A 17,446-nucleotide genomic window follows, 5' to 3' on the forward strand; every position below is an offset into this window, starting at 1 on the left:
CTAAATTTTTCTTACTCATTGAAAGTCTGCATGTCAATCAGTCTTTTGTAAAGGCCATTGTGCTGAATCAGCTCAACATGCGTTCCCTGCTCGCGAACCTGTCCGTCTTCCAGAACCACAATCATATCTGCTGATTGGATCGTGCTAAGGCGGTGGGCGATAACGAGCGATGTTCTGTTTTTCATCAGGTTATTCAATGCTTCCTGTACCAGTTTTTCAGATTCGGTATCCAGTGCAGACGTAGCCTCATCCAAAAGCATGATCGGAGGGTTTTTCAATACAGCTCTGGCAATACATATACGTTGCTTTTGCCCTCCTGAAAGTTTCATCCCACGGTCGCCAATATTGCTGTCATACCCTTTTTCTGTCTGAAGAATGAAATCGTGCGCGTTTGCGATCCGGGCAGCGTGCTCTACCTGCTCATAGGTTGCGTCCGGATTTCCGAAAGCGATGTTGTTAAAGATCGTGTCATTGAACAGCATCGATTCCTGGTTGACCATGCCGATAATGGACCAAAGCGATTCCATTTTTATTTTTCTTACATCTTTTCCATCCACGGTCACAGTGCCGCTTTCGGCTTCGATAAACCGGGGTATCAGATCCATTAAGGTAGACTTTCCTCCGCCTGATGGTCCTACCAATGCAATGGTTTTCCCTTTTGGAATAGTCAAACTGACAGACTTTAATACAGGCCTTCCTGGGTAAGAGAATGAAAGGTTTTCCAATTTGATCGATTCATTGAAAGAAGTAACCGCTACCGCGTCTGGTGAATCTGTGATCAGCGGTTTTTCATCAATAAGGTCAAGGACCCTTTCGCCTGCCGCAAGACCGGCGTGAATGGTGCTGAAAGAATCCGTAAGCGCCTTTGCAGGACGCATTACCTGGGAAAACATGGCAATGTAAGCTACAAATTCAGGTCCTGAAAGACTACCCGGTTCGTTGTTAAGGATCAGTGATCCGCCGTAAAGAACAATTGTACAAACCATCGATACACCTAAAAACTCAGATACCGGAGCACTCATTTGCTGACGGCGGGCCATTTTTCTTCCCAATTCTGAGAATCGTACGTTTTCAGAGTTAAACTTATCTTTTATTGATTCTGTCGCATTAAAGGACTTTATGATCTTAATTCCGGTCAGTGCTTCGTCCAGATAGCTGATCATTACGCCGAAAAGGTGCTGGGCGAGTGCAGCCTGCTCTTTTAGTCTCTTGACAATTTTAGAAATTAAAAACGCTGATATCGGAATAACCAGAATAGCGAAGATGGTAAGCTTAAAGGAAATGGAAAATAGTATCAGAATATAAGCTATTAGCTGCAATGGCTCTTTGAAGACAACCTGCAAAGTCCCCGTCACTGAGAATTGCACCACGCCGACATCAGAAGAAATTTTGGCAATAATGTCACCTTTCCGCTGATTACTGAAATAACCAACATGCAGGTTCATTACGTTATTAAATACTGTTTTTCTTAGGTTTAATAAGGTATATATTCTCAGGTTTTCGATGATACGCTGAGAAAAATATTTAAAAATGTTACTAAACAGTACGGAGAGAATAATTACCCCACACACTAATTTTAAAGCGCCGAAGGCCCCATATTCCAGACGTATTTCCTGAGCATAATAGCTCATGTAGCCCGTGATGTTAGCCCAGCTGGAAGGTTCTTTAACAATTACCGGAGCCTCATTGCCTCTTATAAAAAGGGTATCCAGAAGAGGGGTTAGAAGGGCTAAATTAAGTGTATTGAAAACTACTCCCAGCAGCGTACAAATGACATAAGGGATGGCAAATTTTTCAATGGGTCGGGCAAAGGATAATAATCTAAAATAAGTTTTCATTTTTCGAATTAAAGCCCTGAAAAATCGGGCCGTGAATCTCTAGTAAGGCGCAAAGCGTTTACAAAGATTGTGCATTCCGGGGTGCTAATGATAAAAATCGCAATAAATTTTCTGTCAGAGTTTGATTACCTGCTTGTATTTCAGCATGATGTGAATTTTTTGAATCACGTCGATGATACCAATTTCCGAGTGGTAACGCTTCATTTGACGATTGAATGAGTTTTTCTTCTGACGAAGTCCTTTGCGGTTTCTAAGGAAATCAACATAAGCTTCAACCTTGTAGAATTGCATGGTAAATATTCCCAGCAAAACATCGCACAAAAGTACCTGTATATGCCAAAGCAGAAGATCGGTGCCATACAAATGCAGGAAGTGAACATAATATCGGTTCCTGAAATGGATCTTCTTGATGGCTCGTTTATGGTTGTGCATTTTGGTGCTTGCAGAGACTTCGTGCCGGCAGACCGCATTGTGCTCGTAATAACATTTCCAGCCGAGCCGCCATGCACGGATAGACAGCTCCTGATCTTCGCCGTAGTACGGATTGAACATTTCATTGAAACCGTTGATTGCTTTCAATTTACGTGTATCCATTAACGCAATGGCTCCGGAGAGATAAAAAGTAGGCGTAAAGCTCTCTCTGTCACCCAGGTGGAAGAAGTCCCCTGATTTAATTTTACGTCCCATGATTTTTGGAGAGCGTGCAGCCTCCCGGATCAAATCGTCATCCATTCCGATAATTCTTCCCATCACTCCGAAAGTATCTTCTCTTTCAAAGTATTTATAAAGTTTTTCGAAATAGCCCAGTTCTAGGGTAACGTCGGTATTCAAAAGGAAGATTAACTCGTTTTTAGCTTCTTCAATGCCCAGATTACATGTATTTGAAAAACCGGAATTAACCTTTTTTTGAATCAGCGTAATCTGATCACCATATTGTTTTTGAAGATATGTCACCGAATCATCTGTGGAGGCATCGTCAATGACGATGATCTGAACATCTGTTCCCAGCGTATTTAATATTTTCAGGTTGTGTTCGAAATATTTCTCGAACAAATGTTTTCCGTTATAGTTCGGAATCACCACAGAGATGCTTCTCATCAACATTTACTAGTTAAGTGTAACGTAAAGCGTGTATCCGATAGTCAGTATACAGTTAAGTTTGAAGTGTTAGCTTGTTCAAATTGTTGTGCAACTTCTGCGCTGCTGTATTATCGTCAGGCCTGGACAAGCAATAATTACACCAAAACACAATTAACCTATTAGCGAATACGCCGGTTTTAATGGGTCTGTTACAAAACAGCTTATTATTTTTTGAAAAAGGTCCTGAATCAACTTTTAATCCAGGTATCAGAAAGCGGAATAATCCTAATAAAAACTAAGATACTAGCTGATATTTAAGCTTTAAAAAACGGGTAGGAGAGTAATATTGATAATGACGGTTTTTATTTTTCATTATTTGGAATTTGTTGATTATGATTGACATACCCTTGTTAAACATTACGGGTAGCGGAGGCCTATGTATCAGCAATAAGTTTCCACATACCGAATCTGCATAAGCTCTGTTTGTCACACGAGCTTTTCATTGAGACTTATCTTAGACGGGGAAACTTTAAAAATGGTTGTAAAATGAATCGTAAAAAACTGAGTTTTTTTTCAATCTGTAAAAAAATCAATAGAAAACACCTGATTGTCAGGGGGCATTTTTAAGTTTACAAGAGAAACATTTTCGTGCAAAGTGGGTAAAAATATTCTCAGGTCGTAGTCCAAAAGGCTTAAAGCCTATAAATCTGCTTGCCAAAAAACTTTTAAAACAGATTTTGTTCTCAGCCAGCTGGCAGGTAAGGTATAGACTTTAGACGTATATATAACTTTTCGGGCTGTGTTTTTTCTGATTCTATAAGGCTTAAATAAATTCCATTGGATGCAATTAACGTTAACTTTTTACCGGCGTTACTTGTTAGCATGAAATATGGACTTGTTTTTTAAGAAGGCAAGTGGTTTTTTGGAGAAGAAACGATTAATACCTGATAAAACGTCTTAGTATGTTAATGAATACTTTTGAAGATAAAATTCAGCCTGGAGATACTGTACCTGTTACCACTTATAAGGCTGCCCGTGCGGTTGCAGGTGTGGTTGAAAGCCACTTCGAAAAACATCATGTTTCTGCGATTAAACACTATGAGCAGGAGGTTGCTCCCCGCCCTAATGCGCAAATTATTGAGGCCATCATTGATACAACCTTTTGGGCAAGTTTAAGAAGGGAAGAAGGCCGGTCACCAAAGGTTTCGATCGCGTTTTTAGCTCCGGAAAATTCTGAAAGTCCGCTGATCTTCGGCGAGCGGTTGAAGTTTACAGCCAATGTACTGACTAAACTGGCACCAGCCGTTGAACGGTCAGGGATTCATCTGGGGGTTTGGTTTTATGAAAATGAACTTTATATATGGGGCACTACACGTCACATTCCCGGGTTATGCTTTGTACTCGAAGTAATTGAGCCTGGTATGCTGGTGATCAAGCATCGCCGTGTGGACGGTTTTGGCAAATTTGTCAACGTGGCAGTACTGAAAGGAGATCAGGTCAAGATTATTAATGAAGAGAGCGGCAAAGTGCGTGATTGTCCTTCACTGATCTCATCGATGATTGGTTTTACTTCCTCCTCTCTTTGGAATGATTCGCTGAACGTGCTGGTACAACTGTCCGTCTCGATGCGTGATCATGGGCGCGGGGGGATTTTGCTCGTGGTACCTTCTAAAAGTCAGGACTGGCGCGAATCAATTATTCATCCGATTTCTTACGCAGTGCAACCCGCGTTCTCTGAACTTGCGGAACTACACAAACAACACTCAGGTGAGCTTACACCCGTTTTATGGCAGAGCAAGCTGAATTCGGCAGTCAATAATCTGGCGGGTCTTACGGCTGTGGATGGTGCTACGATAATCAACGATAAATATGAACTGCTTGCATTTGGAGCAAAGATAGGCAGATCGCCAAATGGCAAACCGGTAGAAGAGATGCTTGTGACTGAGCCAATAATCGGTAATAGGGGTGTAGTGGTTCATCCAGTTCAAAGCGGAGGAACGCGTCATTTATCAGCAGCGCAGTTTGTGCATGATCAGCATGATGCCATTGCGCTTGTAGCTTCTCAGGATGGCCGTTTTACTATTTTCTCCTGGTCCGGCTGTGAGAATAAGGTCCAGGCTCACAGGGTGGATGCATTGCTTTTGTAATTCAAAAATTTAAAGTAATTAACTTTAAATAGCCAATTTTCATTTTACCTGGCAACTTTGAAGCTGAATTAATTTTTAATATTCATCAAACAACCGCAACTGTTCCGGATCGCCATATCTTCTGGATCTGATTTCTGATTCTCCAAAGTTGGAGAGTGAAATTCCCAGCAGTCTTACCGTTTTTTCTTCAAGATCTACTTTGCCAAGAAGTTGTTTGGCGGTGTCTGTGATGGTCTCTAAATCAGAGACAGGATTTGAGAAAGAATGGTTTCTGGTTATCTGTGTGAAATCACTATATTTTATCTTCAGAGTTACGGTTCTTCCCGCAAGCTGGCTTTTGTTAAGCCGGTTTACTACAGTGATGCCAATCCTGTCGAGCTCTTTATGCATTTCTTCTATTGTATCCAGATCATACATGAACGTATCTTCAGCTCCAAGTGATTTGGTTTCCCTGTGCGTCTGAACTTCCCGCTCGTCTATCCCACGAACAATTTTGTAGTAAAAATAACCTGTTTTCCCAAATCGTTTTACAAGTTCATCCTCTGTCAACTTCTTCAGGTCAGCTCCGGTAAACAGGTTCATGCTCTTCATTTTATCAGCAGTTACCTTTCCAACACCAAAGAATTTTTCGACTGGAAGGTTATTGATAAACTTCTCTATTTTAGATGGACCAATAAATGTGAGTCCATCTGGCTTATTAATGTCAGAAGCAATTTTGGCAACAAACTTGTTGGTAGAAACCCCGGCAGAAGCGGTCAGATTTAATTCTGATTTTATCGCCTTCTTTATCTGCTGCGCAATTTCAAGGGCGGAACCAATGTTTTGTTTGTCACTGGTTACGTCCAAAAATGCCTCGTCTAATGAAAGCGGCTCTATGATGTCTGTATATCTTTGAAAAATTTCCCGGATGCTTCGGGACGCAGTTTTGTACGCTTCAAACCTTGGGTATACGAAAATAATATGTGGGCAGAGCTGCATAGCCTTCCTGGATGACATTGCTGAGCGGACTCCGAACTTTCTTGCTTCATAACTAGCCGTAGCGACAACGCCGCGTCCCGTAGGGGAGCCTCCCACCGCAATAGGCTTTCCACGGTAGTCAGGATTGTCCCGCTGCTCGACGGAAGCATAAAAAGCGTCCATATCGATATGGATTATTTTACGTATCACACCAGATGACTTTTCCATAATGCAGACCAGGATTTGTAAGGGTTTTTGTAGAATCCTTAACTTAAAATGAACCCGTTTGGAAGAAATTTAATTCCTTCCTAGACGCTATGGTCGTAAATGCAATTTTAGAAAAATAGCTGATCAATTAAATTCGAATTAAAACATTTCCCTGCTGCATCATTTAGATCACTTTTTTCGTAAGTATAAAAAAGATTAAAGACTTATTTCAAACGGTATTTCTGAAAGTTGGCAGGCCATACTGTTTTACCTGACTATTATAATGAATTTAAAATTACCTTATACAAAGCAATTATCAAGACTTATCTGTTTTGGAGCTTTATTTTTATCTTCTTTTTACGTTACCGCCCAGGACAGGTGTGGGTCGATGGAACTGCTTGATCAGAAATTCAGAGCCAATCCTTCCTTAAAAGCAAGTTTTACCAACCGGGAGGCTGTTTTGCAGCGAATGATAAATCAGCGGATTGCTGCTGGTAACACGTTAAAAACAGGAGAGCTGGTTACAATTCCGGTTGTCTTCCATGTGGTTTTAAGCAGGCAATCCTTGGTGACAGATGCGCAAATCAGAGCGCAGCTGGATACAATTAACCAGGATTATGCCGGATTAAACGGAAGTGCTTCTAAGATTCCGTCATATTTTCAGTCTTTATTTGGCAAAAGCGGGATCAAGTTTGCTCTCGCGCAGCGCACGCCCAATGACGAGCCTGCAACAGGTATCGTTCGGTATTCCACCACGCGTTCTTCTTTTGACTATACCACTGATTATGTAAAACATGTTTCAACCGGCGGGGCTGAATCCTGGGATACGGATAAATATCTAAATATCTGGATTTGCGATTTGTCGGGAAGCACTTTGGGTTATGCCACTTTCCCTGATGATGGCAACAAAGCTGAACAGGGAGTGGCAATTGACTATGGAAGCCTTCCGGGTGGCAGCACTACCAATTACAATTATGGTAAAACCCTTACACATGAACTGGGCCATTTCTTCAATTTATATCATATTTGGGGAGATGATAATGGATCCTGCTCGGGAACGGATCAGATTGCCGACACGCCTAACCAGGGAAATAGTACAAGTTCACTGCATACAGGTGTTCTGACTGATAATTGTACGACGACATCTCCCGGGATCATGTATCAGAATTATATGGACTATACACCGGACGCAGGTTTGTTTATGTTCACAACCCTGCAGGTAGCCAGAATGGAAGCTGCTTTTACCACCTACCGGTCAATACTTGCCTCTTCAAACGGAGCTACACCGGTCAACTTGAAAAACAGGGATGCCTATACCAAAGCCATTTTATCGCCCAGCCAGCGTCTGTGCTCTGCAAACTTTACACCGCAGATTACTCTACGAAACCAGGGGCTGGAAACACTAACTTCGGTGACCATCAATGCCCGGGTCGATGACGGTACTGTGACGTCCTACCGATGGACAGGTTCTCTGGCAACCTACCAGGAAGCAACTGTGACACTTTCTGCACTGGCAACCCAGGAAGGCAACCACGTTTTGACCATTTATACCACACTTCCAAACGGTGCCGCCGATGAGGATGTGTCAAATGATGCGATAAGTGAGGAATTTATGTTTTATCAACCGGTTGCTCCACCTGTACTGGAAAGTTTTGAGAATACGTTTCTTCCGGTTGGATGGGATATTGTCAATGAAGATGCAGGCAGCACAACCTGGGAAAAGACAGCACTGGGAGCAAAAACAGGCTCTGCTTCTGTCAGGATAGCCAATTTCAATAGTCTGCAGACAGTGGGTCAAAAGGACTATCTGCGAAGTCCGACTGTAAATATTGCCAACACCGACTCGGCTTTCGTTTCATTTCAGGTGGCAGCTGCGTCTTACACAAGTACCAGCACGCAGAATAATGTTTGGGATACATTGCAGGTTTTAATCAGTACAGATTGCGGGCTGACCTATACAAGTTTATACAAAAAATGGGGATCAACGCTTATTACGCGTTCAGGCACAACCAGAACCGCCTTTGTACCCGGCCCAACAGAATGGCGTAAAGAAGAAATTAATATTGGCAGCTTTATCAATAGCGGAAATGTACTGATCGCCTTTCTGAACATTGCAGGCAACGAAAATGATTTGTATCTGGATGATATCAACATCAGGACGGTCACGGTAAATCCAAATCTTAAAGAAGAAGGATTTCTTGTTACACCTAATCCGACAGACGGGGCCATATCGGTTCAATTTTACCCGCATCCGGCTGGTCTTAAAGGTATTTACATTTACAATTCGTCAGGTCAACTGGTTGAGCAAAGACTGACTACCAATGGCGTTGTAAGTACAAATGTTTATGATTTTACACTTAATTCTGCCTCTGCCGGTCTTTATATTGTCAGGGCCGTTTTTGAAGACAAGGTGTTAACAAAGAAATTCGTGAAAATAAAGTAGAAAGGGTTTGTAAGCAAGAAAGGCCGCTTCTGATTTAGAAACGGCCTTTCTTGCTTTATGAGTTATTAAAGAATACGCTTAACAATTACCTTGCTATTGGTTTGGGAAATCGCATACTCCTTTGCATTTTCATTAGGTGGCGAAATGAAAATCTGCTTTTTCTTTTTTCCGTCAGTTGATACCCAGTTGGCCGAGTATATTTCCGGAAGCGATCCGGCATAAATAGGGCGGTTGTCCGAATGCATAAAAACTTCTTCTTCTTCAAAAGCAAGTTCCAGGTCACTTCCTTCGATGACATCACATATGATTTTTAATTTCCCGAAGTCATCATCGGCCAACCCTTTAATTCTGGCTTTTCCATAAAACGGATCTTCCTCGAAATCCCATTTTATATAATACTCTATGACGTTTCCTATTTGGGAATCAATATAATCGGCTGTCAGCAGTTGTTCCTGGCTCATGGTGTTTTCGGTTTTTCCTGTAGTCTCTCTAAATACGAACATTTACAATACCCTGATTTAGGAGCATTTCGACAAATGTAATCGGTAACGGCTTTTTTCCAAAAATAAACACTTCTGTTTATCATTTTTTCTGAAAATAAATTCTTAAGTCCGTCCAGTTTTGCAGAATCGGGGTAGTCAAGATTCGATATTTATGCATTCATAATACAGAATTGATACTACATCAGAGTCTGAAATGGTACGTAGGGTATGATTTTTGCCGGGCTAACTTCGATAAAGCACGATTACCAGGGGCTTTGCCCCCTTCACTTAGCCAAAATGTATATGCAAAAAACTCAACGATTAGATCAGGACGGGACTGTGCCCTGGCCTCTCAGGTTATTTAAAAATGCCGCTGTTCCGGTTCTTATATTAGCGGTTTCGTTTGTAAGCCAGGCTCAGCAAATTCCTCAGGATAGCATTAAAATAATCAGGAAGGACACCTTATCCCGTCCTGATTCAGCTGCCAAACAGGTTATCAAAAAAGATACGCTTCCCAGGCAATCAGTTAAGCAGGATTCCATAATGATCAGGAAGTCTTCATCAGATTCCCTTCCAAAACAAAGTCAGGTTTCTCAGCCCCTGATTAAACAAAAAACACAGTCTGATACCTTAAACAAAACCGCAGTTAAGACCGATACAACTTCAACAACCGTAGTAACTGGCAAAGAGCAGGATGTTCCGGACAGTACAGCCATGAACCGGATCCCTGGAAATGTAGGAACTTCTGTTGTGCAAACCAAAGATTCGACAAGCCTTGCACCCAAGTCTGACTCAACCGCTGTTGTGATGAGTGCAGATTCGATTCCGGATCCGGGAGCCGGTGCCAAGACAATCCAAGGCACTGTCATTGACGAAAATGGCACCGGGCTGCCAGGGGTAAGTGTGTTGGTGAAGAACACTAAAATCCAGGTGGTTACAACGCCAGAGGGAGTTTATACGATGAAAGTGCCGGCTGAAAAGGCAGTTTTGGTGTTTAGCTATGTTGGATTCACTACAAAGGAAGTTGCGGTGCGAAGATCCGTTACTTATAACGTTCAAATGTTTCCCGAAGCAAAGGCATTGAAGGAGGTTGTCGTGGTTGGATACGGCGCGCAAAGTAAGCGGGATCTGGCCAGTTCTACCACGCGTGTATCGGGTACCGAATATAAATCTGCGGTTGTAAATACCGTTGATCAGGCGCTTCAGGGACGAACAACCGGTGTGCAGGTTGTGGAAACTTCGGGAGAACCGGGAGCTGCCGCAGTGGTACGTATACGAGGCAATAATTCGCTAAGTGGTAACAATGAGCCTCTTTATGTGGTAGATGGTTTCCCGATGCCACCATACCGTGAAGCGGGTGCGAACTTTACCGGAGCATCAACACAAAATGGTTTGTATGGTATAAACCCGAATGATATTGAAAGCATGGAAGTATTAAAAGATGCTTCTGCTACGGCTATTTACGGATCCAGAGGTGCAAATGGAGTAGTACTTATCACAACCAAAGCTGGTAAACGTGGAACAGGCAGGGTCGAGTTGGTCAATAAAACCTCATTTGGAACAGTATCGAATCCAATCCGGATGATGAATTCAAAGCAATATGCTGAAATCATTAATCAAAGTTATAGTCAGACAAACCGTAATCCACCGTTTACCAACCTTGACAGCGCGCTGACAAACACCAACTGGGTCGATGCGGTAACCCAGCCAAGTTTTCGGGAAGATATAACGCTAATTATTTCAGGCGGGAGTGCCAAATCCTCCTATTATATTTCAGCTAATTATTTAATGGAAAAGGGAACGATCATCAATTCTCTCAATAAACGCGGAAGTATCCGGGCTAACCTGAATAATGAGGTAAACAACTGGTATACCATTAAAGGACAGCTGGCTTTTACACGGCAAAATTCAGACCGGGCAGTAACAGCTTCGCGGGCCTGGCCGAGTTCGGGTGGTCTGATGGACGGGCTTCGTGCAGCGCCGACCTTGCCGCTGGATTATTTGGGAAACAACAGCCTAGGTATTCCTGGTTATCAGGGTTATTACTTTTCGAACCCCTACAATGAGCTGATGGCCAAGTCGGATGTTACCAAAAATGACTATTCGATTATCAACCTTGAAAATTATTTCAAGATCGTTCCCGGCTTGCAGCTTGTTGTAAGCCTTGGAACCAACCAGAACCTAACCCGTCGTAACGTTTTTCTGCCGCCAAGCACAGCCGAGGGAAATCAGGTTAAAGGACGGGGAAGTAACAATACCTCCAATACTTACAGTTACAACGCAAATGCTTATTTGCTCTATGAACAGACATACAGGAAAAATCACTATCTGAATGCTACCGCGGGTGTAGAATATAACGACCAGGTTGTTGATTTCGTCAACACAAATTCTTCGGGGTTTGATGTCCCTTATTTTGGACTTGACAATATTGGAAGTGCTCAGTCACAAAACATTGGCTCGTACAAAGAGAAAAGGGTATTGCAGTCTGCTTTTGCAAGGGCTAACTATTCCTTTAAAGGTAAATATGTTCTGAATACATCCCTAAGAATCGATGGAGCTTCTGCCTTTGCCGAAAACAAAAAATACGGAATGTTTCCTTCCATAGCACTTGCCTGGAATCTGGATGCAGAGGAATTTATGAAAAATGTCAAGTTTGTTTCTAATGCCAAGCTCAGAACTTCTTACGGAGAGACAGGTAGTCAGGCAATCGGTCCATACTCATCCCTGTCTCAATACAGCAGCGGCTTTTATGAGCTTGGAGAAGGGGGCAGCACGATAGGCACAGGCATATATCCCACATCACTGGCCAACCCGAATCTGACCTGGGAGAGAACACGCCAGTTTAATGCAGGTCTTGATTTTAACACAGCGAAAGACAGAATCATAATCAGTTTTGATTATTACAACAAAGTAACGTCTGATCTGTTGCAGTACCGGGTTCTGCCAACGCAGTCGGGAGTAAATTCGATCATCGACAACTACGGAACGATGCGTAACCGGGGCGTTGAACTAAGCATTCAGGGAAATATTATTCAGAGGAAAAATGTGACATTTTCTTCAAGATTTAATATCTCAAAAAATGTAACAACGCTGATTGACTTAGGAGAGCGTACACAGCCAGACTACGTGAGCATTAATGGTAATTTGCTGGGCGGCGTATCGGGAATATTGGTGCCAGGACAGGAAGTCGGCCGTTTCTTTGGTTACCGCGTTGCGGGTTTAACGCAGACAACCGACTTTGACAGCAACGGCAATCCAACCTTTGCTACCTTCGAGGGGCCCGCTCCGGCAGGATCAACTGGTACTCCGGTTTATGGTTCATGGATTTATGCAGACACAGACGGAAGTAACCGGGTGGATGCTGAGGACAGAGTGGTGCTGGGGAAATCAACGCCTGATTTTACTTTCGGATGGACCAATGACATCACCTGGAAAAATCTTTCTTTAAGTGCCCTGGTAACCGGATCGGTAGGAAATGATGTATTGAACCTGACAAGTTTTTACATCGCCAACGGAGTGGTTGATTATGGCGGGGTAGGTTTTAACCAATCTGAAGAATGGTACAACAACCGCTACACAGAAAGCAATCCGCATAACAATCCGAAGTATCCTGGTATTCAAAGAGGTATCGCTTCGGGAGATATTAATTCTACAATGCTTGAAGACGGAAGCTTTGTCAGACTGAAAATGCTCTCACTTGCCTATACCTTTCCAAAGCTCGGCCCGATTCAGAATCCAAGACTATTTGTTACAGGCACCAACATTCTGACGCTAACCAAGTATACAGGTTATGATCCTGAGGTAAGTTCTTACGGACAGTCGCTGCTTCAGCAGGGGATTGACTACGGTGCTTATCCAATGCAGCGGTCTTATACTATTGGTTTTTCCTGCAATTTTTAACCATGAAAAATATGAAATTTAATATAGTATCTCTTTTTCTGTTGGTGCTCGGTATGGCTGGGTGCAAAGACAATTTAGAAGAAACCCCATTTTCTTCTTTAAGTAAAGAAATCGTCTTCAAGGATGAAGATGGGTTGAACCAGGCGACACTGGGTGTTTATCAGGCCTACACAGCTCCTGATTTTACAGACATAAGCAACCGTTTTATTTTAACCGAATCCGGTCATAGGTATGCCACAGCTGGCATAGGAATTGGTGCAGATCCTTATTACAGGTTTGCACATGTTCCTAACTCGGGCGCATTTGAGTCTGTCTGGAACCGGTTTTATAAAATTATTTTCAGGGCCAATGTCGTCATTGATAATGCCAAACTCGCCGTACCTGACGACGAAAGCGAAGCCAATCCGTACGTTGCTGAGGCCAGATTTCTCAGAGCTTATGCTTATTTTAATTTGGTAAGGTACTTTGGCGGCGTTCCGCTTATTTTACAGGAAATCAATTCTTTAAATGACACGGATCTTATTTTTGGTGCCAAGAAAACTTCGACAGAAGTGTATGATGCTATCATTGCGGATTTGACCTTTGCAGAGAATAATCTGCCCGATGCCAGGGGTGGGGTTGAACTTGGCCGCGTAACGGCCGGAGCGGCAAAAGCACTGCTTGGAAAGGTATATCTCACCATGGCAGGTAAACCGCTAAACAAAACAGAGAACTACCAGAAGGCAGTTGATAAACTGAAAGAAGTTACAGGCACTGCCAATGAAACGAAATATGCTTTTCAGTTGCTTCCTGATTTTGCTAGTGTTTTTGCCCTTGCCAATGAAAGAAACAGAGAAATCGTGTTATCTTTTGGGTATTTTGTAAATTCTTCAAATCCTAACGGAAACATTTTGCCTTTCAATTTGTTTCCGCCCGGTTTGGTAAACGGCGATGAACAAACAAATTATGGGCTGACTTATAACTTTTACAAACTTTTTGAAAAAACGGATACGCGCCGTGATTTCACCTTAGTTGAAAAGTATGTTTATAAAGGTACTGCCAGAACGGATGTTCAACCTGGTGATAGCATTCTATATGATTCGGTGAAAGCTAATTACATTGTAAAAAGGACCAAACTGTCACTGGGCCATGACGACTACAAATATGGAATTGCTTATGGTAAACTTGCCCGCGAGCCCAGAGCCGCCGGTGCTGCTGTGCAGGGATACGGAGCCGATTTAATAGAACTTCGTTTTTCTGATGTACTGCTTTGTTTGGCAGAAGCACTTGTTGAAACCGGCAAACCAGCAGAAGCACTGCCACTTTTAAATCGTGTGCGGGCGCGTGCAAAAGCTACCGCTTCAAAAGCAGTTTCCGCAGCTGATGTTCGCGCAGCTATCCGGAAAGAGCGCCGGCTGGAATTAACCGGTGAATTTAATACCGTCTTTGACATACGCCGCTGGGGAACACTGAGTGAAGAAATAGCGGCTATGTCCCCTGATCAGATCGTGGATAATATCTTACTGCCTTACACGCCTAAGCTGGAAATTTATCCGATACCACAATCTCAAATTGATGCAAATCCCAATTTGAAGCAAAACGAACTCTGGTAACAATTCCGGAAAACCGGGCAGATGCGTGGTAATCTTCGGAAGACCACGCATTTTTTGTTTCAGTTAATGTTAAGTAATTAAAATTTAGGGGTTGCTTTTAACCAAAAAGAATAAAAAAATTAAGCAATTAAAATATCGTTTACTCTCTACTGGTCATGCTCAGATTTGCCTTCATTTTAGTTTTACAATTGTTCATTTTGGTCCCGGCGGCAACATATGCCCAGTTTTCAGACAGGCCAGGCCTGGAGCGGTATCTGCGAATAAGTCCCGGTTCTGACCATTCAGGTTTAAACCGTGTGGTAATATCGTCAGATGTGGATTCAACCTGGGAACGCTGGAAGGAGAGGGGTTATAATTTTGGTTTTAATCCTAAGGTTACGCCTATGTACACGACCATAGACGGAATTTTGAGCACACCGTATATGATTCAGGTAAGGGGTAACCCGCAGGAAAGAAACCGTAAGCGCTGGGGTTACCATGTGTTTGAGGGCTATGCAACCGATGATAAATCGCGGATCACGATGCTGGTTAATAAACACGTTGAAATGGAGCGACCAGTGGCCGAAGCATACTATTACAGCACGGTTTATGATCATTCAGAAGGCGCCTATAACTGGTTCAAAATTGGATCGGATGTCCGTCAGCATTCTTTTCTTTTTGGAAGGGATAAGGCTATTTTCTACGGCTCGCTCAAACTATCAAACGCACTAACGCTAGGCAACATTGGAAAAGCTGATCTTCTTCAAACGCAACCGGATCAGGACGCTGAGAAAAATTTTGGAGAAGATGCCAAACATGTTAATTTTAAAGAACTTAAAGGCGGAGACAACGGGACAATGTTTTATGATAAGGACAACAATATCGTTGTGATTAAGGTGGATGGGAAATGGATGAAGGTCGTGGTAGAACCGCTGCCCAAAAATGTGAAGTATGAGTTTTAGCTAATCTATTTGTTATCAAAATTGTTAGGTAATTATAAATATATATTCAGAAAAATTACTGTTTTTTAATTGTTTCTACATTCCGGAAATCAAATTTATGCGATTCTGTACATTCTAGTCATGCGGATGTTACATTTGCTGCTCAATCTTAAAATCGCATGAAGTTTTATAAAAAAACAGCCGTTAAGTTCGCAGCCTCAGCGTTCTCCCTGATCGTAATTTCTTCCTGTGCCAAACACTTTGACGTTAAACACAGCGAGTACAAACAGTACGCCATGGACAGCCAACTAAACGCGGATTCGTCCATGCTGCGCTATTATGCGCCTTACAAGCAAAAAATGGAGGCGGAGATGAACCGTGTCATTGGATTTACAACCGCAGAAATTACCAAGTCTTCTGCACCGGAGAGTCTTTTAGGTGATTTTTACGCAGATGCAGTTCTGGCAGAAAGCCGGAAAATAGACCCCTCCATCCAGTTTGCTTTCCCAACAACAAAAGGAGGCATACGGACTTCGGTCCCGAAAGGAGATATCACCATCACCCATGTTTTTGAACTGATGCCGTTTGAAAATGAGGTAGTCATTTTGAAGCTGTCAGGTCAGAACATGAAAATTCTGATCGATTATCTTGCTACAAGCAGCGGACAGCCTGTTTCCGGGCTTCGGATGAAAATCAAAAATAAAGAACCCTACGATGTGACCATTGATGGAAAACCGTTTGATGTCAGTCAGACCTATACCATGGTGACCTCAGACTACATCGCTAACAACGGCGATGAGCAGAAAAGTCTGGCAAATCCGTTAGAGAGAAAGAATGCAGGAAAAAAGATTCGGGATGTTCTCATCGATTACATCAGTGAACAGACTAAAAATGGTAGAAAAATAACACCTCAGTTAGATGGAAGAATTGTTGTCACAAATGACTAATCGCAGAGATTTTCTAAAAAAGGGTGGGGCGGCAGCCGGATTAATCGCACTTTCAGGGTTACCGTTTTCTGCTTTTGCAAATGAAGAGATAGTTCAGCTGACGATCCTTCATACCAACGACGTGCACAGCCGGATTGACCCTTTTCCAATGGACGGTTCGCGTAATCAGGGCATGGGCGGCGTAGCAAGAAGAGCTGCTTTGGTAAGTCAGATCAGAAAAGAGCAGAAAAATGTGCTTTTGCTTGATGCAGGCGATGTTTTCATGGGGACGCCCTATTTCAATATGTTTGGTGGAGAATTGGAATTTAAGCTCATGAGCGATATGGGTTATGATGCTTCAACGATCGGAAATCATGATCTGGACAACGGAATTGAGGGATTTGTAAAACAGCTTCCGCATGCGAAATTTCCATTTCTTGTGAGTAATTACGAGATGTCCAATACGGATCTGAAAGGCAAAACCCAACCGTATAAAATTTTTAAAAAGCAGGGAATCAAAATCGGCGTTTTTGGATTGGGAATCGAATTGGCAGGCCTTGTTGATAAAAAAAACTATGGAGACCTGGTTTATCAGGATCCGATTGCCAAAGCCAACGAGATGGCTGCCATGCTGAAAAATGAAAAGAAATGTGATCTGATCGTTTGCCTCTCACACCTTGGCTACAAGTACAAGGAAGAGAAAGTTTCTGATCTGGTTTTGGCTAAATCTACACGAAACATCGATCTGATCATCGGAGGCCACACGCACACGTTTTTGAAACTGCCGGAAGATGTAGTGAACCTGGGCGGCACCATCACCACCATAAATCAGGTTGGCTTTGCAGGTATAAATCTTGGAAGGCTGGATTACTTTTTTGACCGAAGCTCGGGTAAGAAGAAAATGGTGGCAGCTGTATGCCCTGTTGATGGCAGGTGTATTGTGTGATGTTACCA

Annotated in this window: 11 protein-coding genes; 7 read left to right on the top strand and 4 right to left on the bottom strand. The window is 42.7% G+C overall.

Features of this window, described 5'->3' with window-relative positions; all coding sequences use genetic code 11:
• Window positions 1-11 precede the first annotated feature (11 nt).
• Both E0F88_RS13080 and E0F88_RS13085 read right to left on the bottom strand, forming a co-directional pair.
• Window positions 12-1,838 (bottom strand): ABC transporter ATP-binding protein, encoded by a 1,827-nt coding sequence (locus E0F88_RS13080; RefSeq protein WP_131958704.1) that lies wholly within the window; start codon window positions 1,836-1,838, stop codon window positions 12-14.
• A 114-nt stretch (window positions 1,839-1,952) separates the two neighbouring features.
• Entirely contained in the window at window positions 1,953-2,936 is a 984-nt protein-coding gene (locus E0F88_RS13085; protein ID WP_131958705.1) for a glycosyltransferase family 2 protein, read from the bottom strand.
• Window positions 2,937-3,886: 950 nt separating this feature from the next.
• Here E0F88_RS13085 and E0F88_RS13090 point away from each other — a divergent pair.
• Window positions 3,887-5,065, top strand: coding sequence for a putative sensor domain DACNV-containing protein (locus E0F88_RS13090; protein ID WP_131958706.1), 1,179 nt, complete (start codon window positions 3,887-3,889; stop codon window positions 5,063-5,065).
• A gap of 75 nt (window positions 5,066-5,140) precedes the next feature.
• Here E0F88_RS13090 and dinB read toward each other — a convergent pair whose 3' ends face one another.
• A complete protein-coding gene (gene dinB / locus E0F88_RS13095) occupies window positions 5,141-6,250 on the bottom strand; it encodes a DNA polymerase IV (RefSeq protein ID WP_131958707.1) in 1,110 nt (369 codons plus the stop codon).
• 262 nt (window positions 6,251-6,512) lie between these two features.
• On the opposite strand from dinB, the gene E0F88_RS13100 reads away from it, so the two are divergent.
• Window positions 6,513-8,672: a M43 family zinc metalloprotease gene (locus E0F88_RS13100; RefSeq protein WP_229213760.1), complete on the top strand. Its 2,160-nt coding sequence runs from the start codon at window positions 6,513-6,515 to the stop codon at window positions 8,670-8,672.
• A gap of 65 nt (window positions 8,673-8,737) precedes the next feature.
• On the opposite strand, the gene E0F88_RS13105 is transcribed toward E0F88_RS13100, so the two are convergent.
• Complete coding sequence (locus E0F88_RS13105) at window positions 8,738-9,133, bottom strand: hypothetical protein (RefSeq protein WP_131958708.1); 396 nt, start codon at window positions 9,131-9,133, stop codon at window positions 8,738-8,740.
• Window positions 9,134-9,457: 324 nt separating this feature from the next.
• Between E0F88_RS13105 and E0F88_RS13110 the strand changes: the two genes are divergently transcribed.
• The 5 genes from E0F88_RS13110 (at window position 9,458) to E0F88_RS13130 (ending at window position 17,438) form a co-directional block, all read left to right on the top strand.
• Window positions 9,458-13,054 carry a SusC/RagA family TonB-linked outer membrane protein gene (locus E0F88_RS13110; RefSeq protein ID WP_131958709.1) on the top strand — a complete coding sequence of 1,199 codons (3,597 nt, stop codon included), beginning with the start codon at window positions 9,458-9,460 and terminating at the stop codon, window positions 13,052-13,054.
• Window positions 13,055-13,065: 11 nt separating this feature from the next.
• Window positions 13,066-14,646 (top strand): RagB/SusD family nutrient uptake outer membrane protein, encoded by a 1,581-nt coding sequence (locus E0F88_RS13115; protein ID WP_131958710.1) that lies wholly within the window; start codon window positions 13,066-13,068, stop codon window positions 14,644-14,646.
• 155 nt (window positions 14,647-14,801) lie between these two features.
• Complete coding sequence (locus E0F88_RS13120; RefSeq protein ID WP_131958711.1) at window positions 14,802-15,587, top strand: hypothetical protein; 786 nt, start codon at window positions 14,802-14,804, stop codon at window positions 15,585-15,587.
• 158 nt (window positions 15,588-15,745) lie between these two features.
• Window positions 15,746-16,513 carry a 5'-nucleotidase C-terminal domain-containing protein gene (locus E0F88_RS13125; RefSeq protein WP_131958712.1) on the top strand — a complete coding sequence of 256 codons (768 nt, stop codon included), beginning with the start codon at window positions 15,746-15,748 and terminating at the stop codon, window positions 16,511-16,513.
• A complete protein-coding gene (locus tag E0F88_RS13130; protein WP_374756313.1) occupies window positions 16,506-17,438 on the top strand; it encodes a metallophosphoesterase in 933 nt (310 codons plus the stop codon). The genes E0F88_RS13125 and E0F88_RS13130 overlap by 8 nt, the downstream gene beginning before the upstream one ends.
• The last annotated feature ends 8 nt before the right edge of the window (window positions 17,439-17,446 follow it).

The sequence above is a fragment of the Dyadobacter psychrotolerans genome, assembly GCF_004349265.1.
Taxonomy (GTDB): Bacteria; Bacteroidota; Bacteroidia; order Cytophagales; family Spirosomataceae; genus Dyadobacter; species Dyadobacter psychrotolerans.